Raw genomic sequence first — 19024 nt, forward strand, 5'->3', positions numbered from 1 at the left:
GCCCGCGATGCCCGGCCGGCCCGCGATCGGGCCGCCGGGTTTCGTTAAGCCGCGCGACAGCGGCATTTCCGTACCGGCCGGCTCCGTGATAGCGGATGCCGGCCGTTTTCGTATGGATGAGGAAAGACAATGCGTGTTCTGATCGTCGAGGATGAGCCCAACCTGGGTCAGCAACTGCGCAACACGCTGGAGGGGGCGGGCTATGCCGTCGACCTCGCCACCGATGGCGAGGAGGGGCATTATCTGGGTTCCACCGAAAGCTATGATGCGATCGTGCTGGACCTCGGCCTGCCGGAGATCGACGGGCTGACCGTGCTCGACCGCTGGCGGCGCGAGGGGCGGACCGCGCCCGTGCTGGTGCTGACCGCGCGGGACAGCTGGTCCGACAAGGTGGCGGGGCTGGACGCGGGCGCCGACGATTACGTCGCCAAGCCCTTCCAGACCGAGGAACTGATCGCCCGCCTGCGCGCGCTGATCCGTCGTGCCTCGGGCAATGCGTCGGCCGAACTGACCGCCGGCGACATCCGCCTCGACACCCGTTCGGGCAAGGTGACCAAGGCGGGCGAGCCGGTGAAACTGACCGCGCAGGAATATAAGCTCCTGTCCTACCTGCTGCACCACAAGGGCAAGGTGGTGAGCCGCACCGAGCTGATCGAGCATATCTACGACCAGGATTTCGACCGCGATTCGAACACGATCGAAGTGTTCGTGACGCGCATCCGCAAGAAGCTCGGCGCCGACGTCATCACGACGATCCGGGGCCTGGGCTACAGCCTCGACGAACCGGGCGCGCCGAAGCCGGCGGGCGCGGAGGACTGAGCGCAAGGCGATGGCCAGCAGCGCCGATCCTGCCCCGCGTGCCTATGTCCGGGTGACGGGATCGCTGTCGCGGCGGATGATCCTCGTCGCGGCGCTGTGGATCATGCTGCTGCTCGCCGGTGGCGGCTTCGCGCTCGACCGGGTGCTGGTGTCGGCGGTCACGCGCAACACCGATGACGGCCTCGAATATCTGCTCAACTCGCTGATCGTGTCCGCCGAGATCGATTCGACCGGCGAGGTGACGTTCAACCGGCAGCTGTCGGATCAGCGCTTCCTCGAACCCTATTCCGGCCTCTACTGGCAGGTGAGCGGGCCGGGGCATGAGGCATGGCCGTCGCGGTCGCTGTGGGACCGCAAGCTGCCGGTCGACGGCAAGCGCTATACCGACGTCCATGTCTATGACGCGCGCCCCTTCCCCGACCAGAAGCTGCGCATCGTCGAACGCGACCTGACCCTGCCCGGATCGCCGACCGTGTGGCGATTTCAGGTCGCCGAATCGCGCGACGTCCTCGACGGGCTGATCGCGGCGCTGCGCAAGACATTGGTGCGGTCGTTCGCACTGCTGGGCCTGGGGCTGATCGTCATGGCGACACTCCAGACCTGGTACGGCCTGCTCCCCCTGCGTGCCGTGCGCGACGCCATCGCCCGCCTGCGTGCCGGCCAATCGGCTCGGGTCGAGGGTTCGATGCCGGCCGAAGTCGCGCCGCTGGTCGAGGAACTGAACGCGCTGGTCGAACATAACGACAAGCAGGCGGAAGAAGCGCGGCGCCATGCCGGCAACCTCGCCCATGCGCTGAAGACCCCGCTGACCGTCATCATGAACGCGTCGGCGGCGGGGCAGGACGACCTCGCCGATACCGTGATCCGCGAGGCGCGGACGATGCGGCGCCAGGTCGACCATCACCTCGCCCGCGCCCGCGCGGTCGGGCGGCGCGGATCGGCGCACAGCCGCGCGGACGTCTGGGCATCGGTCGAGGCGGTCGAGCGTGCTGTCGCCCGCCTCTATCCCAATGTCCGCATCGATGTGGATGGGCAGAAGGACCTGATCGCGCGGATCGAGCGGCAGGACCTCGACGAGATCCTCGGCAACCTGGTCGAGAACGCCGCCAAATATGGCGGGGGCAGCGTGTTCGTCACCGCACGCGCCGACGCCGGTTTCGTCGAGCTGCTGGTCGAAGATGACGGGCGCGGTATTCCGGAGGCTGACCGGCTGCGCATCTTCGACCGTGGCGTACGGCTCGATTCGGGGAAGCCCGGCACCGGCCTCGGCCTCGCCATCGTCCGCGACGTGGCAGAGATTTACGAGGGTACGGCGTCGCTGGAGGAGAGCGAGGATCTGGGCGGGCTGCTGGTACGGCTCAGGCTGCCGGCGGCCTGACCGTCCGTTCACCCCCGTCCCCCTATCCAAACCGTTTGGTTCGAGCAGCTTCGAGCTTGTCGAGAAGCGTCCGTCGAGAACCCTGCGTTCGGGGCAACCCCTTCTCGATTACGGTTCTCGACAGGCTCGAACCTTCGCTCGAAGCAAACGGAGGATGGATAAGGGGCGCGCAAGGTCAGGAAGGGGACCGGCAGCGCGTCCTACAACCCCCGCATCGCCGCCGCCGCGATCGACGCACTCCGCTTGCGGTCTTCCGGATCGAACATCGCTCCGGTCACGATCACCTCGTCGACCTGCGTCCGTTCGATGAACTTCGCCAGTCCGTCGCGCACCGTCTCCGGCCCGCCGATCGCCGAACATTCCAGCACATGGTCGAGGACCGCATTCCCCTGCGTGCCAAGCTGCGCGCGATAACCTGGGACCGGCGGTGGCAGCTCGATCGGCTGGCCGGTACGGATCGCCACGAACATCTGTTCGGTCGAACTGGCGAGCAGCCTTGCTTCCTCGTCGGTATCGGCCGCCAGCACGTTGAACGCAGCGGCGGCGTACGGCTTGTCGAGCACCGCCGACGGCGTGAAGTTGCGGCGATACACATCCAGCGCCTGATCGAGCGCGGCCGGTGCGAAGTGCGAGGCAAAGGCATAGGGCAGCCCCAGCATCGCCGCCAGCTGTGCCCCGAACAACGAGGAGCCGAGAATCCACAGGTCGACCTTCGCCCCCGCGCCCGGCACCGCGCGAATGCCGGTGCGGCCATCGTCGGCAAAATAGCTCTGCAGCTCGACCACATCCTGCGGAAAGGCATTGGGATCGCTATCCAGCGTCCGCCGCATCGCCCGCGCGACGATCTGGTCCGATCCCGGCGCCCGGCCCAACCCGAGGTCGATCCGCCCCGGATACAGTGCGTCGAGCGTCCCGAACTGTTCGGCGACGCTCAAGGGCGCATGGTTGGGCAGCATGATGCCGCCCGCGCCGACACGGATCGCCTTGGTCGCGGCGGCGATGTGGCCGATCACGACGGCGGTCGCCGCGCTGGCGATGCCGGGCATCCCGTGATGTTCGGCCACCCAATAGCGGTGAAAGTCCTCCGCCTCGGCATGGGCGGCAAGGTCGGCGGCGGCGGCCAGCGCCTCGGCGGGCGTGCTGCCCTGCCGGACGGGGACGAGGTCGAGCATCGAATAGCGGGTCATGGCAGCTAGATGGGGACCGGGTTGCGAATTGCTACCAATCCCGCATTGCGCGCGCCCAAGCCGAGCTTACAGCAGCAACTCGCCCCGCATCACCGTTGCGCATTGCCCGCCCAGCACCGAGCGATCCCCGGCCAAGGTGCAGGTCAGATGCCCGCCGCGCGCGCTTGCCTGAAACGCGGTAAAGCGGTCGCGACCCAGGCGCTCGGTCCAGAATGGGGTGAGCGCGGCATGGGCCGATCCGGTCACCGGGTCTTCATCCACGCCCCATGCCGGCACGAACACGCGGCTGACGACATCGGCGACATCGCCCGGCGCAGTGACGATCGCCATCACATGACATGCCGACAGCGCCGCCATGTCGGGCGTGCAGGCACGCACCGCCGCCGCATCGGGCAACAGGATGATGCTGGTTTCCTGTGCGCCCGCGACGCTGGCGAACACTTCACCCTCGCACCCCAGCGCCGCCAACAGCGCCGCATCCGGCGCCGCCGCGACCCGCGTCACCGGCAGGTCGAGCGTATAGGCGTCCTCCTCGCGACGGACGACCAGCACGCCCGCCTTGCGCGTGGCGAAGCGAACCGCATCCCGCGTCCCCATCAGCACATGCCCGCTCGCCAGCGTCGCATGGCCGCACATCGCGATCTCGACGGTGGGTGAGAACCAGCGCAGCTCGAAGTCCGCGTCGTCACTGTCGACCGGCACCGCGAATGCGGTTTCCGACAGATTATGTTCCAGCGCGATCGACTGGAGCAGTGTGTCGTCGGGCCATGCGTCCAGCAGCATCACCGCCGCCGGATTGCCCGCGAACGGCCGGTCGGCGAACGCATCGACCACGGTGAACGGCATCGCCATTACAGGCTCCCCACGCGCTTGCCGAACCAGTGCGGGGTCACGTCCGCCTCGACCAGCGGATTGTCGGTGTCGACATGGCCTTCGGGATCGAGATGGATCAGCACCTCGACCTTCGGGAATGCCTGTCGCAGGGCGCGCTCGACTCCCTCGACCACGTCATGCGCGTCGGCGACGGTCATGTCGCGCGCGACCTCCATATGGAACTGCGCGAAGTCGTGGCTGCCCGAACGGCGGGTGCGGAAATCGTGGATACCGCGCAACCCCTCCTGCCGGGCGGCGACGTCGAGGAACGCGCGGCGCTCCTCTTCCGGCCATTCCTTGTCCATCAGCTGGTCGATCGCCTGGCTCGACGCCTGGAACGCACCCCATGCCAACCATAGCGCGATCAGGATGCCCATCACCGGGTCGGCGCCGCGCAGGCCGAACAACTGGTCGAGTACCATCGCGATAATGACCGCGAAGTTGAGCAGAAGATCGCTCTGGTAATGAACATTGTCGGCGCGGATCGCGACCGATCCGGTGCGGTCGATGATCGATTTCTGGTAGGCCAGCAGCGCGAAGGTCGCGACCATCGCGATCACCGACACGCCGATGCCGAATTCGACATCCTGCGTCTTGCCCGGTTCACCGAACGCGGCGATCGCGCGCCACGCGATACCCGCCGCCGATGCGGTGATCAGCATGACCTGGAACAGCGCCGCCAGCGCCTCCGCCTTGCCATGGCCGAAGCGGTGGTCGTGGTCGGCCGGCGTTGCGGCGAGGCGCACGCCGTATAGCGTCACCAGCGACGCGAGCAGGTCGAGTGCTGTGTCGGCAAGGCTGCCCAGCATCGCGACCGACCCGGTGTGCCACGCGGCAAACCCCTTCAGCCCCAGCAGGAACAGCGCCGTCGTCACCGACGCGATGGCGGCGCGGGTGGCGAGCGGGATCACCCGCCTGCGTTCGGTTTCGGTCACGGGAACAGCAATCCTTCGCTCCAGCTGCCATCGGCATCGGGGGTGAACACGCGGCGTTCGTGCAGCCGGTGCGCCCGGTCCTGCCAGAATTCGATGACCGCAGGCGTCACCCGGTATCCACCCCAGAAGGGCGGGCGGGGAACATCCTGCCCCTCGAACCGGTTCTGTACTTCGGCAAAGCGGGCCTCGAACGTGGCGCGATCGGCCAGCGGGCGCGACTGGTCCGACGCCCACGCCCCCAGCTGCGAATCACGACCGCGCGACGCGAAATAGGCGTCCGATTCGGCGTCCGATGCCAGTGTCACCGGCCCTTCGATCCGGATCTGCCGACGCAGCGATTTCCAGTGGAACAGCAGCGCGGCGTTCGGATTGGCCGCAAGGTCGGCGGCCTTGCGACCCTCGCGATTGGTGTAGAATACGAACCCGTCGCGGCCATGCCCCTTCAACAATACCATTCGCACCGATGGCCGCCCGGCGGCATCGGCGGTGGCGAGCGCCATCGCATTGGGATCGTTCGGCTCGCGCGCGCGCGCCTCGGCGAACCATTGGTCGAACAGGGCAAAGGGATCGGTCATGCGCCGCCCATACGCCCTTTCGCGCAGGATTTCACCCCACGCTGCGTTCCGCCAGCGTGCGCTCCCACGCCAGCGCGTCGCGCACGATCTGGTCCAGATCGGCGTGCTGCGGCCGCCAGGGCAGGGTGGCGAGGATCGTGCCGTTGTCGGCGACCAGCGCGTCGGGATCGCCGGCGCGGCGTCCCTCCAGGCGGCGTTCGATCGTCCGGTTCGTCACCCGGTCCACCGCGTCGAGGACCTCCAGCACCGAATAGCCCCGGCCATAGCCGGCGTTCATCGTGTGGCTCCTTGCCGGATCGGCCATCAGCAGGTCCAGCGCATGAACATGCGCGTCGGCCAGGTCGCTGACATGGATATAGTCGCGCACCCCGGTCCCGTCGGGCGTCGCGAAATCGGTGCCATACACGCCGACATGGGCACGCTTGCCCGTCGCCGCCTCTACCGCGACCTTGATGAGGTGGGTGGCGCCCGCCGTCGACTGGCCGCTGCGACCCTGCGGATCGGCGCCGGCGACGTTGAAATAGCGCAGCGCCGCATAGTTGATCGGATGCGCGGCGGCGACGTCGGCCAGCATGATCTCGGTCATCAGCTTCGACATGCCATATGGGTTGATCGGCTGTTTCGGGCTGTCCTCGCGCACCGGCACGACTCCGGGGATGCCATAGGTCGCGGCGGTCGAGGAGAAGATGAAGTGCCTCACCCCCTCCGTCACCGCGCTTTCGATCAGGCTGCGCGAGGCGGCAGTATTGTTGCGATAGTATTTGAGCGGGTTCTCCACCGATTCCGGCACCACGACCGACCCGGCGAAGTGCAGGATGGCATGGACGTCATGATCGCGTATCGCCGCGCGCACCGCGGCATCGTCGCTGATGTCCGCCACGACCAGCGCCGCACGGGGATCGACCGCCCAGTCGAAGCCGGTGACGAGGTTGTCGACCACCACCACGTCATGGCCCGCATCGAGCAGCGCCAGCACCGCATGGCTGCCGATATAGCCCGCGCCGCCCGTGACCAGAACCTTGCCCATTACCGTACCCCCGATTGCACCGACGTCCTGCGCGCCTATCTCTTTGACCAAAGGAGATTACGCAATGGCTACCGAACAGGCGACTTTTGCCGGCGGATGTTTCTGGTGTACCGAAGCGGTGTTCCGCGATGTGATCGGCGTCGAACAGGTCGAAAGCGGGTATATCGGCGGCACGGTCGAACACCCGACCTACAAGCAGGTCTGCGGCGGCGATACCGGTCATGCGGAGGCGATTCGCATCACCTATGATCCCGCGGTCCTCAGCTATGGCGACCTGCTCGACATTTTCTTCGCGACGCATGATCCGACGCAGCTGAACCGGCAGGGCAACGATGTCGGCACCCAGTATCGTTCGGCGATCTTTCCCCATTCGCCCGAACAGGAAGCTGAAGCGCGCGCCGGGATCGAGCGTGCGGGCGAAGGGCGCGGCACGATCGTCACCACCATCGAACCGCTGACCACCTGGTATCCGGCCGAGGATTACCACCAGGAATATTGGGACGGCGAGGGGCAGCGTAATCCCTATTGCCTCGCGGTGATCCCGCCCAAGCTGCAGAAGCTCCGCAAGAGCTTCGCCGCGCGCAGCCGGACGGTCGAATCCGCCTGAGCTGCGCCTGTCGCAGACCCGGCCGCTGGCGCGTTCCCGGACAGGTTGATGGAAGTTAGCAAGGGTCGTGCCAACCATGGCGCGGCCCTTGTGCCATGGCCGGGGAATTGGTATTCCGATCATGGCCATGGGGGCAGGACAACGATGGGGGCGACGATCGATACGACCGGATCGGACCGGCGGTTCGCCGCGATCCGCGACTATCGGCTGATCGAGGCGATCGGCGACGGCGGACAGGACGATCTGGCCCGGCTTGCCGCCGAAATATGCGAAGCGCCGGTGGCGCTGGTCACCCTGCTGGCGGCGGATCGACAGTGGTTCGTGGCGGCGGTCGGCACCGATCTGTGCGGTACGTCGCTGGGCGATGCGATCTGCACCCATGCGCTGGGCGTCGACGACATCCTAGTCATCTCCGACCTGTCGATCGATCCTCGGACCCGTGACAGCGGCATCGTGACCGGGCCGCCGCATGTTCGTTTCTATGCCGGCGTACCGCTGCGCATCGCCGGTGGCGTGCCGGTCGGCACCCTGTGCGTGATCGATGTCGTGGCCCGACCGCAGGGATTGACCGACACGCAACGTGAGATGTTGCTGCGGCTTGCGCGACAGGCGGCGACCACGCTCGAACTGCGCCGTCTCCTCGCCGAACGTGACGAAACGCTGCAGCGTATCGCCGAGGCCGAAGCGGCGCTGACCGGTAACGAACAGCGCTGGCAACGCTTGTTCGAGAACATCAGCGACGGCTTCGCGCTGGGTGAGGCGATCCGCGATGCCGACGGACAGGTGATCGACTGGCAGTTCGTCGATGCCAATCCGGCATGGTTCGCGCTGTCCGGTGTCGATCGCGACCGGATGCTCGCGCTGACCGGACGACAGCTCGATCCCGCCGCGCCCGACCGGTGGGTCGAGGACCTGCGCCGGATGCTGGCAGACGGCGCGCCGACCGGTTTCGTCCACCATGTGCCGAATATCGGCCGCTGGTTCCGGGGGCATTGCTTCCGTATCGATGGCGATCGTTTCGGCGCGATCCTGCGCGACATCACACTCGATCGGGCGGCGGAAGGCCGGCAGTCGGCGCTGATCCATTTGGGCGATGCGTTGCGCGACTGCCACGACGTCGCCGAAGTAGCGCGGGCAGCATCGGCGCTGGCCGGGCGGACGCTGGACGTCGCCTGTGCGGGATTCGGCCGGATCGACGCGGGCGTCAGACAGATCGAGATCGGTCCCGACTGGACGGCGGAGGGCGGTACCTCGCTGACCGGCCGACACGCGATCGACGATCTCGGCGACCTTGCCGACGACCTTGCCAGGGGCGACGCGATCGCGGTCGACGATGTGCGAAGTGACCGGCGCACCGCCGGGCACGCCGATGCGCTGGCGGCGCGGGGGATCGGGGCGTTCGTGATCGTGCCCGTCCGCCGCGACGGGCGGATCGTCTCGGCATTCGCCGTCCACACCGCTCGCCCCCGCCGCTGGAACAGCGAAGAGATCGTGTTCCTGCGCAAGGTTGCCGATCGGGTCGAGGTCGGCGTGGCGCAGGTCGAATCGGAGGCGCGGCAAAGCCTGCTGATCCAGGAACTGGCCCATCGGCTGAAGAACACCTTGTCGATGGTCCAGGCGATCGCATCGCAGACGCTGCGTGGATCGGTCGACCGGGCGCCACTGGATGCGTTCGAACGCCGGTTGCAGGCGCTGGGCGTCGCGCACGACGTGCTGGTCGAACGCAATTGGGTAGGGGCCGACATGCGCACCACCATCGGGCAGGTGGTGGGCGTGTTCGGCTGCAACGATCGCATCACGCTGACAGGGCCGGATGTCGCGCTTGGCGCGCGCGCGGCGCTGGCGCTCGCGCTGATCCTGCACGAACTGGGCACCAATGCCGTCAAATATGGTGCATTGTCGACTGCCGACGGTGCGGTCCTGCTCGACTGGACGGTAGCCGACGGGCATCTGCGGATGACGTGGCAGGAACGCGGCGGGCCAGTGGTGCGGCAACCGGAACGGCGGGGGTTCGGATCGAAGCTGTTGCGGCTGGGGCTGGCGGGCGCCGGCGACAGCGACATCTGCTACGATCCGGCTGGCGTGCGCGTCACGATGGGCGCGGCGCTGTCGGAACTGACCGGCGGCTGACGCCTGAACGAAAACGGGCCGCCCCGGTAGGGACGGCCCGTATCGAACCTATCGGTCGGTGGATGCTTAACGCACCGAACCGCGACGGACGAGGTTGACGATCGCCAGCAGGACGATCGCGCCCAGCAGCGAATACAGGAAGCTCATGACGGTGATGCCGTTGTTGATGTTCGCACCGGTCACGAAACCTGCGATCACCGCACCGACAATACCCACGACGACGTTCAGAATGATGCCCTGCTGTGCATCGGTCCGCATGACAATGCTGGCCAGCCAGCCAACGACGCCACCAACGACCAGCCAGATGATGATACCCATGAGACGTCCCTCCATTGAAGCCTGCAACCCGGTGACCTGCGTACCGGGCGTACTGAGGGAAAGACTCTTCAAAGACTGGCTTGTTCCACCTGCGTTTTAACTTCGCGGCTCAATATTTGCGCTGCTGGCGTTCGTAGAGGGATTTGTAATGCTGGATGCGGGTCACGCGCAGGCCGGGCATCCCTGACCGGTCGACGGCGCGCTGCCAGCTGGCAAATTCCTCTGCCGACAGATTGTAGCGCTGGCAGACATCGTCGACGCTCAGCAGGCCGCCATTGACCGCCGCGACCACTTCCGCCTTGCGGCGCACGACCCAGCGGGTCGTGTCGGGCGGCGGCAGCGAATCGATCGTCAGCGGTTCGCCGAGCGGGCCGATCACTTTTGCCGGACGGATCTTGTGGTTCTCAATCATACTGGACCTCGAGCCGGGGAAATTCCCCTGAAACCTTCTTGCGCGGTCATACGCGAACGCGGTTGAACATCGGCTAAAACGGCTAGGTAAACATCGTCTTCATCCGCTCGCATCCTGCCACCCCTTCGCGACGGGCCGGTATCCCGGCACGACGCACCCCCGCAGCAAGGCGGCGGTCCATCCGTTGAACGCCCCGTCGACCGGATTGAGCAGGGACACCGGCGCACGGTTCCATGCGAGGCGGGTCTGCAGCCGTGCCGTCGGCGTCGCCGCCTGCCGCCCCGTCGCGGACGCCAGCAGCACGGCCAGCTCCGTCGGCAGGGTGGTGACCGTGGAACCACGGTCGAAACGGGCAAAGCTCAGATCCAAATCATCATCCAGCAACAAGGGCTATGCCACGGTAATAACGTCACACTGTTGAAGGTCCGGTAAATGGCGCCGCATTTTTGCAACCACGGCGCGGAACGCCTATCTGGCGGCGATGGACCTTGGTGAATTTCAGCTGGACGCCCCCGTTTCCGCCCGTCGTATCGTGGTGGCGATGTCGGGCGGGGTGGACAGTTCGGTCGTGGCCGCGCTTGCCCATGCGACGGGGGCGGAGACGATCGGCGTCACGCTGCAACTCTATGACCACGGTGCGGCGGTGGGGCGTGCCGGCTCGTGCTGTGCCGGGCGCGACATCCGCGATGCGCGCGCGGTGTGCGACAAGCTGGGGATCGCCCATTATGTCTTCGACCATGAAAGCAGCTTTCGCGAGACGGTGATCGACGATTTCGCCGATGCCTATCTGGCCGGACGCACGCCGATTCCGTGCGTGAAGTGCAATATGGGGCCGAAGTTCACCGACCTGTTCGCGCTGGCCCGCGACCTGGGCGCGGACTGCCTCGCCACCGGCCATTATATCCGGCGGGTCATGGGGCCGGCTGGTGCCGAGCTGCACCGCGCGATCGATCCCGCCCGCGACCAGAGCTATTTCCTGTTCGCGACGACGCAAGGCCAGCTCGACTTCTTGCGCTTTCCGCTGGGCGCGATGCCCAAGGCGCGGGTGCGTGAGATCGCGACCGAACTGGGGCTGGGCGTCGCGGGCAAGCCCGACAGCCAGGACATCTGCTTCGTGCCCGATGGCGACTATGCCGGCCTCGTCCGCAAGTTGCGTCCGGAGGCAAGGGACGGCGGGGAGATCGTCGATCTGCAGGGCCAGGTACTGGGTCGCCACGGCGGGCTGGTCGGCTATACCGTCGGGCAGCGGCGCGGGCTGGAGATCGGGGGGCTTGCGGAACCGCTCTACGTCGTCCGCCTCGAACCCGCGACGAAGCGGCTGGTGGTCGGTCCGCGCAGCGCGCTGGCGGTCGGTGCGGCACGGCTGTCGGACATCAACTGGATCGGTGGCGACCATGTCGGTCCGCTGACCGCCAAGGTGCGGTCGATGGCAAAGCCGGTGCCTGCGCGGCTGGAGGGTGAGCGGCTGGTGTTCGACGCTCCCGAATTTGGCGTCGCACCGGGGCAGGCGGCGGTGCTGTATGCCGGTGACCGGGTGCTGGGCGGCGGCTGGATCGAGGAAACGGAGGCGGCGTAACAGCGCCTCCCGGCAGAGTGGGGAGGCGCTTGCGACGATCGTAACCTGCGCCTACAGCCCCGACCCGATGCTGCCCGCGCTATCCCATGTCCGCGACTGGATCTTCGATCTGGACAATACGCTCTATCCGGCGTCGTCCAACCTGTTCGCCGAGGTTGAGGCGCGCATGGGGCAATATATCTGCGACCTGCTCGATTGCGACGCAGAGGAAGCGCATCGCGTGCAGAAGATGCATTTCCACAACCACGGCACGTCGCTGTCGGGGTTGATGGCCGAACAATCGGTCGATCCGTATCATTTCCTCGATTTCGTCCACGACATCGATCTGTCGCCGCTGGTGCCCGATCCCGACCTGCCGCGCCTGTTGGCCGCGTTGCCGGGGCGCAAGCTGGTCTTCACCAACGGCGATGCGCCCTATGCGCGGCGGGTGCTGGAGCGGCTGGGCCTGTCCGACAGCTTTGCCGGCATCCACGACATCCACGCCACCGCCTATCGCCCCAAACCGCATACCACCGCTTATGACGGGCTGTGCGCGGCGTGGGAGATCGACCCCGGTGCCGCGCTGTTCGCCGAGGACATGGCCCGCAACCTCGTCCCCGCCAAGCAGGTGGGCATGACGACGGTCTGGGTCGACAACGGGTCGGAACAGGGGCCGCCGGTGGCCCGCGACCATATCGATTACACCACGCACGACATCGTCGCGTGGCTACGCTTCGTGGAGGAATCATGACCGACCTTGCCGCCCAGATCGACGCCGCCTGGGAAAACCGTGCCGAGCTGACCGTCCACACCCAGGGTGAGGTCCGCGACGCGGTCGACGCCGCGCTGGCGCTGCTCGATTCGGGCGAGGCGCGCGTGGCCGAACCGGTCGAGGGCGGCTGGCAGGTGAACCAGTGGCTGAAAAAGGCGGTGCTGCTGTCGTTCCGCCTGAACGACAACGCCATCATGGACGGCCCCGGCGGCACCAACTGGTTCGACAAGGTGCCGAGCAAGTTCACCGGCTGGGGCGAACACCGCTTCCGTGACGCCGGCTTCCGCGCGGTGCCGGGCAGCATCGTGCGCCGCGGCGCGTTCGTCGGCAAGGGCGCGATCCTGATGCCGAGCTTCGTCAACATCGGCGCCTATGTCGGCGAAGGGACAATGGTCGATACCTGGGCGACGGTCGGCAGCTGCGCGCAGATCGGCAAGAACGTCCACCTGTCGGGCGGGGCGGGCATCGGCGGCGTGCTGGAGCCGCTGCAGGCCGACCCGGTCATCATCGGCGACGGCGCCTTTATCGGTGCGCGTGCCGAGGTGGCCGAAGGCGTGCGCGTCGGCGAAGGCGCGGTGCTGTCGATGGGCGTATATCTCGGCGCATCGACCAAGATCATCGACCGCGCGACCGGCGAAGTCTTCCGCGGCGAAGTCCCACCCTATGCGGTGGTGGTGCCCGGATCGATTGGCGGCGGCGACGGCAAGCCGGCGCTCTACTGCGCGGTGATCGTCAAGCGGGTCGATGCGCAGACCCGCAGCAAGACCAGCATCAACGACCTGCTGCGCGACTAAGCCCTTGATCCTCCCCGCTCCGCGGGCAGGGGGACCATGCGCAGCATGGTGGAGGGGGTGTCCGCATACGAAACCGTTCCGAACGCGGAAGACCCCCTCCACCACCGCTGCGCGGCGGTCCCCCTCCCCGTACCGGGGAGGATTTGATAGGGCGACGCATGACCCGCCCCCGCTCCATGCTCCGCGCGTTCCTTCATGGTGAGGCATCGGGCGGTATCGTCCTGATGATCGCTTCGGCGGTCGCGCTGCTGCTTGCCAATTTGCCCGGCACCGCCACCTTCTATTTCCACGCGCTGCACATCGTGACCGGGCCGGTGCTGAGCGACCGTCACGGGCCGATGACCCTGCATCTATGGGTTAACGATGCGGCGATGGCGCTGTTCTTTCTGCTCGTCGGGCTGGAGATCAAGCGTGAGCTGGTCGACGGGCGGTTGGCGACCTGGGAACAGCGCCGCCTGCCGGTGCTGGCCGCCATCGCCGGCATGGCGGTGCCGGCGATCCTGTACCTGCTGGTCGCGCGGTCGACACCGGGGATCGCGCAGGGCTGGGCGATTCCGGCGGCGACCGACATCGCCTTTGCGGTCGGTGTCATGGCGTTGCTGGGACCGCGCGTGCCCGCCGCGTTGAAGCTGTTCCTGACCACCCTCGCCATCGTTGACGACATGGGCGCGGTGGCGATCATTGCGTTGGGCTATACCAGCGGGCTTGACCTGATGGCGCTGGGCGGCGCGGCGCTGGTGCTGGCGATGCTGGTCGCGCTCAACCGCACCGGGGTAATGCGGCTCGCTCCCTATCTGATCCTCGCCATACCCTTGTGGTATTTCGTGTTCCTGTCGGGCATCCACGCGACTGTTGCCGGCGTGCTGGTGGCGATGACGATCCCGGTGAAGCCGACCCCCGGTGCACCGGAAGCGGTCGATTCACCGCTGCACCGGCTGGAACACGCCATCCACCCTTGGGTCGCGTTCGGCGTCGTGCCGCTGTTCGGTTTCGTCAACGCAGGCGTCGCGGTGACCGGCGTGCCGCTGTCGATCCTGTGGGCGCCGCTGCCGCTGGCGGTCGCGGTCGGGCTGTTCATCGGCAAGCAGGTCGGCGTGCTCGGCGCGATCTGGCTGGCGGTGCGGACCGGGCTGTCGTGCCGGCCGGGCGACGCGACCTGGATGCAGCTCTGGGGTGTCGCCGCGCTGGCCGGTATCGGCTTCACCATGAGCCTGTTCATCGGCGGTCTCGCCTTTGCCGGCGACTCAGCGGCGATCGATCAGGTCAAGATCGGCGTGCTGGCGGGGTCGCTGCTGTCCGCGCTGCTCGGAGCGGCGCTGCTGCGCCTTGCGCCGGTCAGGGGTAGGTAGCGTCGACCGGCCGCTGTCCGGCCATCGTCTTGGCCACCGCTTCGGCCTGACCCAGTACGCGCAGCACATTGCCCTGCGCCAGCGCGGCCAGGTCGGCATCGCTCCATCCGCGCCGCGCCAGTTCGGCGAACAGCAGCGGATAGCCGTCGACCCCGCCCATGCCCTCCGGCCCGGTGCCGGAGATGCCGTCATAGTCGCCGCCGATGCCCACCGAAGCATGACCCGCGATCTTCGCGACATGCTCGACATGATCGGCCATCGTCGCGGCGGTCACGCGCGGGGCGGGGTTGGCCGCTTCCCATGCCTTCATCGCCGCCGGTGCCTGCGCGTTATACAGGTTGCTGGGCAGCCCCTGCGCCTTGGCGAAGGCGCCGCGCCGATTGTCCCATTCGTTCCACTGTGCCGACAGGAAGGCGGGATAGGCATTGACCATCACCACGCCGCCCTTGGCACCGATCGCGCGCAACAAATCGTCGGGAATGTTGCGCGGCCGGTCGGCCAGCGCGCGGGCGTTGGAGTGCGACGCGATCACCGGCGCCTTCGATTCCGCCAGCGCCGCTGCCATCGTCGCGTCGGATACGTGCGCGACGTCGATCAGCATCCCCAGCCGGTTCATCTCGCGCACCACCTGTCGGCCGAACGGGGTCAGTCCGTTCGCCTGCGGGGTGTCGGTCGACGCATCGGCCCAGCCGACGCTCTTGGTATGTGTCAGCGTCATGTAGCGGACGCCGAGATTGTAATATTGCCGCAGCACCGACAGCCGCCCGTCGATCTGGTGCCCGCCCTCCACGCCGATCAGCGAGGCGATCCGCCCGCTCGTCGCGATCCGCGCCATGTCCGCCGTATCGCGTGCCAGCGCCATCCGCGTCGGGTTCGCGCCGATCATCCGACGAACGATGTCGATCTGCTCGATGGTCGTCTCGACCGCTTGCGGACCCGTCGTCGTCGCGGGAATCCACACCGACCAGAACTGCCCGCCGACATGGCCGCGCTTCAACCGCGCAAGGTCGGTCTGCAACGGCGGGTCGATCCGGCTCGTATCGCTGGTCAGGTCGACCGACTCGACCGCGGCATGATGATGTTCGCGAATGCCCCAGGGCAGGTCGTTATGCCCGTCGATGATCGGTGCGCGCTCCAGCACGCGTTCGGCCCGCGCGCGGTCCTGTGCTGAAGGGGCGGGGGCCTGGGCGGCGGCGAGCAGCAGGAGCGGCAGGATCATGGCCGCCACGCTAATCCGTCGCGGATGGCCCCGACAAGTGCTACGCACGACATCGGCCATGCGCCACGGATATGGGAGACGGGCCGATGTATGCGATGCTGGTGCTGCTCGGACAGGCCGCGACGCCTGCCATACCGTTGAACGCCCCGCCCGAACGTATCTCGATCCTGGTCGACCCCTGCGCGTCGCGCCGCCGCAATTCGCAGGACGACGAAATCCTCGTCTGCGGCAAAGGTGCGCTCGACCCGCGTCTGCCCCTGCCCGCCGAACGGACCCCGCCCGACCGGCCGCTTGCGTCCAATCCCTATGCCGATGGGCGCGGTGCGGAACTGGCGTCGATCGATCCCTGTGCCACCCGGTCGGAAGGCTGCACGACGGGCGTCGATATTTTCGGCGGCGGCACCTTTGCCATCCGCGCGATCGGCAAGCTGATCGATCCGGACAGCTGTTGCGAGGAACCCGGCGAATATAAGGATGTCGGCAAGCTGGTCGGCGACATCATCCGCGGCGTGAAGGGCGGCCCGTCGAAGAAGGAGCGGGCAAAGCGCGTCGCGATCCCGCTCGACCCGGCGGTGCCGTTGCCCGTGGCGGCGAAGTAGGGGGCCGGAAATCCTCCCCGACACGGGGAGGGGGACCATGCGCAGCATGGTGGAGAGGGGTGTCCGCAAACGGAAACGGCAGTGTTTCCCGGCCGCCTTTTGTCAGCCCCTTCGCCAATTGAGGGAGGACCTCCTTCAAAAGCCGACGCGGGAGTAAATCCCGCGTCGTCGGTCGTCGCTGTGGCGACGCCGGCCGGCAGTCGCTGTGTGCGCTTGGGGCGTTGCCCATCGCGCATCGGCGTGCAGCTATGCTGCGCGCCTCACAGCTTTTGCGTCAACTCCGGCACCACGTTGAACAGATCACCCACCAGCCCGACATCGGCGACCTGGAAGATCGGCGCATCCTCGTCCTTGTTGATCGCGACGATGACCTTGCTGTCCTTCATACCCGCCAGATGCTGGATCGCACCCGAAATGCCGACCGCGATATAGACTTCCGGGGCGACGATCTTGCCGGTCTGGCCGACCTGATAGTCGTTCGGGGCATAGCCGGCATCGACCGCTGCGCGCGATGCACCGACAGCGGCGTTCAGCTTGTCGGCCAGCGGATCGATCAGCGTATGGAACTGCTCTTCCGACCCCAGCGCGCGACCGCCCGAGACGATGATCTTGGCGCTGGTCAGCTCGGGACGTTCCGATGCCGCGATCTCGGCACCGACGAAGCTCGACACGCCCTTGTCGCCGGTCGACGCGACGGCTTCGACCGCCGCCGACCCACCAGTCGCTTCCGCCTTGTCGAACGCGGTGCCGCGTACCGTCAGCACCAGCTTCGGATCGCTGGTCTTGACCGTCGCGATCGCGTTGCCGGCATAGATCGGGCGGGTGAAGCTATCGGGTCCTTCCACCGACAGGATTTCGCTGATCTGCATCACGTCGAGCAAAGCGGCGACGCGCGGCGCGATGTTCTTGCCGGTCGTGGTGGCGGGCGCCAGGAACGCGTCATGGCTGCCCATCAGCTCGACGACCAAAGGCGCGACGTTTTCGGCCAGGTTGTGGGCATAGGCGGCATCGTCGGTGACCAGCACCTTGGCAACGCCTGCGATCTGTGCCGCGGCCTGCGCCACGCCGTCGACGCCCTGGCCCGCGACCAGCAGTTCGACCTCGCCCAGCTTTGCAGCAGCGGTGACAGTGGCATAGGTCGCGTCCTTGACCGACTGCCCGTCATGTTCGACCCAAACCAGCGTCTTCATGCGACCACTCCCAGCGTCTTGAGCTTACCCACCAGTTCGTCGACATCGGCGACCTTCACGCCCGCCTGGCGCTTGGCCGGTTCCTCGACCTTCACGGTCGTCAGGCGCGGGGTGACGTCCACCCCGAAATCGGCGGCGGTCTTCGCCGCCAGCGGCTTCGACTTGGCCTTCATGATGTTGGGCAGCGACGCATAGCGCGGCTCGTTCAGGCGCAGGTCGGTGGTGACGATCGCCGGCAGGTTGAGCGAAACCGTCTCCAGCCCGCCATCGACCTCGCGCGTCACGTTCACCTTGTCGCCCGCAACCTCGACCTTGCTGGCGAAGGTGCCCTGCGGATAGCCGGTGAGCGCGCCCAGCATCTGGCCGGTCTGGTTGTTGTCGTCGTCGATCGCCTGCTTGCCCAGGATCACGAGCTGGGGCGCTTCCTCGTCGATCACGGCCTTCAGCAGCTTGGCCACGCCCAGCGGTTCGACCTTCGTCTCGCTGGTGATCAGGATCGCGCGGTCGGCACCCATCGCCAGCGCGGTGCGCAGCGTGTCCTGCGCCTTCTGCTCGCCGATCGACACGACGACGATCTCGGTCGCCACGCCTTTTTCCTTCAGGCGGATCGCTTCCTCGACCGCGATCTCGTCGAAAGGGTTCATGCTCATCTTGACGTTGGCCAGGTCGACACCCGACCCGTCCGCCTTCACGCGGGGCTTCACATTGTAATCAAGCACACGCTTGACCGGCACCAGCACCTTCATGGGCACTCCCTCTCAAAACGTTTTACGCGGTGGCATCGCGCGTTTCTGTGGCGGTTTTGCGTGGGTTTCGCAAGTCCGGTACGGAAACGCCGGGACGCCGTAGCAGCAGGCGGCGACCCTAGCGCGAATCGCCTTGCGACCCCAACGAAAAAGGGCCCGGACGTTTCCGCCCGGACCCCTTTATCCGTCGCAGGTAAAGGGCGATCAGGCCGCCTTCTGCACTTCCGCGACGATCTTCTTGGCGGCGTCACCCAGGTCGTTGGCCGGAACGATCGCCAGACCCGAATTGGCGAGGATGTCCTTGCCGGCCTGGACGTTGGTGCCTTCGAGGCGGACGACCAGCGGCACCGACAGGTTCACTTCCTTCGCGGCGGCGACGATGCCCTCCGCGATGATGTCGCACTTCATGATCCCGCCGAAGATGTTGACGAGGATGCCCTTCACCGCCGGATCGGCGAGGATGATCTTGAAGGCGGCCGTCACCTTCTCCTTGTTGGCGCCGCCGCCGACATCGAGGAAGTTGGCCGGGAACATGCCGT

The 19024-nt window shown here is 67.0% G+C and carries 20 protein-coding genes and 1 pseudogene; 9 read left to right on the top strand and 12 right to left on the bottom strand.

The genetic code is table 11. The features are described 5' to 3' along the window. Window positions 1–129: 129 nt before the first annotated feature. Window positions 130–819 (top strand): response regulator transcription factor, encoded by a 690-nt coding sequence (locus tag QZ755_RS01995; protein ID WP_294319196.1) that lies wholly within the window; start codon window positions 130–132, stop codon window positions 817–819. Between the two features lie 10 nt (window positions 820–829). After that, on the top strand, window positions 830–2197 hold the full coding sequence (locus QZ755_RS02000; protein ID WP_294319198.1) for a HAMP domain-containing sensor histidine kinase: 1368 nt from the start codon (window positions 830–832) through the stop codon (window positions 2195–2197). A 200-nt stretch (window positions 2198–2397) separates the two neighbouring features. On the opposite strand, the gene QZ755_RS02005 is transcribed toward QZ755_RS02000, so the two are convergent. From QZ755_RS02005 to galE, 5 genes are all read right to left on the bottom strand, one after another. Further along, the gene (locus QZ755_RS02005; RefSeq protein ID WP_294319201.1) at window positions 2398–3384 is read right to left on the bottom strand and encodes an LLM class flavin-dependent oxidoreductase; all 987 of its coding nucleotides are present in this window, start codon (window positions 3382–3384) and stop codon (window positions 2398–2400) included. Window positions 3385–3450: 66 nt separating this feature from the next. Next, window positions 3451–4236: a PhzF family phenazine biosynthesis protein gene (locus QZ755_RS02010; RefSeq protein ID WP_294319204.1), complete on the bottom strand. Its 786-nt coding sequence runs from the start codon at window positions 4234–4236 to the stop codon at window positions 3451–3453. Beyond that, complete coding sequence (locus QZ755_RS02015; RefSeq protein WP_294319207.1) at window positions 4236–5192, bottom strand: cation diffusion facilitator family transporter; 957 nt, start codon at window positions 5190–5192, stop codon at window positions 4236–4238. The genes QZ755_RS02010 and QZ755_RS02015 overlap by 1 nt, the downstream gene beginning before the upstream one ends. Continuing rightward, window positions 5189–5767, bottom strand: coding sequence for a pyridoxamine 5'-phosphate oxidase (gene pdxH / locus QZ755_RS02020; RefSeq protein WP_294319209.1), 579 nt, complete (start codon window positions 5765–5767; stop codon window positions 5189–5191). Before pdxH ends, QZ755_RS02015 begins: the two co-directional genes overlap by 4 nt. Window positions 5768–5798: 31 nt before the next feature. Beyond that, window positions 5799–6794: a UDP-glucose 4-epimerase GalE gene (galE, locus tag QZ755_RS02025; RefSeq protein ID WP_294319212.1), complete on the bottom strand. Its 996-nt coding sequence runs from the start codon at window positions 6792–6794 to the stop codon at window positions 5799–5801. A gap of 64 nt (window positions 6795–6858) precedes the next feature. On the opposite strand from galE, the gene msrA reads away from it, so the two are divergent. Then, window positions 6859–7401, top strand: a complete 543-nt coding sequence (gene msrA, locus QZ755_RS02030; RefSeq protein WP_294319215.1) for a peptide-methionine (S)-S-oxide reductase MsrA — start codon at window positions 6859–6861, stop codon at window positions 7399–7401. A 144-nt stretch (window positions 7402–7545) separates the two neighbouring features. Next, window positions 7546–9531, top strand: coding sequence for a GAF domain-containing protein (locus QZ755_RS02035; protein ID WP_294319218.1), 1986 nt, complete (start codon window positions 7546–7548; stop codon window positions 9529–9531). 66 nt (window positions 9532–9597) lie between these two features. On the opposite strand, the gene QZ755_RS02040 is transcribed toward QZ755_RS02035, so the two are convergent. The 3 genes from QZ755_RS02040 to QZ755_RS02050 all read right to left on the bottom strand — a co-directional run bounded on the left by QZ755_RS02040 (window position 9598) and on the right by QZ755_RS02050 (window position 10630). Then, on the bottom strand, window positions 9598–9849 hold the full coding sequence (locus QZ755_RS02040; protein WP_055757526.1) for a GlsB/YeaQ/YmgE family stress response membrane protein: 252 nt from the start codon (window positions 9847–9849) through the stop codon (window positions 9598–9600). 109 nt (window positions 9850–9958) lie between these two features. Continuing rightward, window positions 9959–10261, bottom strand: coding sequence for a DUF1153 domain-containing protein (locus QZ755_RS02045; protein WP_066692240.1), 303 nt, complete (start codon window positions 10259–10261; stop codon window positions 9959–9961). Between the two features lie 99 nt (window positions 10262–10360). Beyond that, on the bottom strand, window positions 10361–10630 hold the full coding sequence (locus tag QZ755_RS02050) for a hypothetical protein (protein ID WP_294319225.1): 270 nt from the start codon (window positions 10628–10630) through the stop codon (window positions 10361–10363). A gap of 112 nt (window positions 10631–10742) precedes the next feature. On the opposite strand from QZ755_RS02050, the gene mnmA reads away from it, so the two are divergent. The 4 genes from mnmA to nhaA all read left to right on the top strand — a co-directional run bounded on the left by mnmA (window position 10743) and on the right by nhaA (window position 14731). After that, entirely contained in the window at window positions 10743–11837 is a 1095-nt protein-coding gene (gene mnmA, locus QZ755_RS02055) for a tRNA 2-thiouridine(34) synthase MnmA (protein WP_294319227.1), read from the top strand. 67 nt (window positions 11838–11904) lie between these two features. Continuing rightward, complete coding sequence (locus QZ755_RS02060; protein ID WP_294319229.1) at window positions 11905–12567, top strand: pyrimidine 5'-nucleotidase; 663 nt, start codon at window positions 11905–11907, stop codon at window positions 12565–12567. Next, window positions 12564–13382: a 2,3,4,5-tetrahydropyridine-2,6-dicarboxylate N-succinyltransferase gene (gene dapD / locus QZ755_RS02065; RefSeq protein WP_294319230.1), complete on the top strand. Its 819-nt coding sequence runs from the start codon at window positions 12564–12566 to the stop codon at window positions 13380–13382. Before QZ755_RS02060 ends, dapD begins: the two co-directional genes overlap by 4 nt. Before the next feature lie 158 nt (window positions 13383–13540). Then, window positions 13541–14731: a Na+/H+ antiporter NhaA gene (gene nhaA, locus QZ755_RS02070; protein ID WP_294319233.1), complete on the top strand. Its 1191-nt coding sequence runs from the start codon at window positions 13541–13543 to the stop codon at window positions 14729–14731. Here the strand turns inward: nhaA and QZ755_RS02075 are convergent. After that, window positions 14718–15950, bottom strand: coding sequence for a dipeptidase (locus QZ755_RS02075; protein WP_294319235.1), 1233 nt, complete (start codon window positions 15948–15950; stop codon window positions 14718–14720). The genes nhaA and QZ755_RS02075 overlap by 14 nt on opposite strands. 86 nt (window positions 15951–16036) lie before the next feature. Between QZ755_RS02075 and QZ755_RS02080 the strand changes: the two genes are divergently transcribed. Beyond that, the gene (locus tag QZ755_RS02080; protein ID WP_294319239.1) at window positions 16037–16549 is read left to right on the top strand and encodes a hypothetical protein; all 513 of its coding nucleotides are present in this window, start codon (window positions 16037–16039) and stop codon (window positions 16547–16549) included. 260 nt (window positions 16550–16809) lie between these two features. On the opposite strand, the gene QZ755_RS02085 is transcribed toward QZ755_RS02080, so the two are convergent. From QZ755_RS02085 to sucC, 3 genes and pseudogenes are all read right to left on the bottom strand, one after another. Continuing rightward, a complete protein-coding gene (locus tag QZ755_RS02085; protein ID WP_294319241.1) occupies window positions 16810–17739 on the bottom strand; it encodes an electron transfer flavoprotein subunit alpha/FixB family protein in 930 nt (309 codons plus the stop codon). Beyond that, entirely contained in the window at window positions 17736–18485 is a 750-nt protein-coding gene (locus QZ755_RS02090) for an electron transfer flavoprotein subunit beta/FixA family protein (protein WP_294319244.1), read from the bottom strand. Before QZ755_RS02090 ends, QZ755_RS02085 begins: the two co-directional genes overlap by 4 nt. A 204-nt stretch (window positions 18486–18689) precedes the next feature. After that, window positions 18690–19024: pseudogene (sucC, locus tag QZ755_RS02095) on the bottom strand (succinate--CoA ligase subunit beta); the annotation flags it as partial.

Source organism: uncultured Sphingomonas sp. (assembly GCF_913776855.1).
Classification (GTDB): domain Bacteria; phylum Pseudomonadota; class Alphaproteobacteria; order Sphingomonadales; family Sphingomonadaceae; genus Sphingomonas.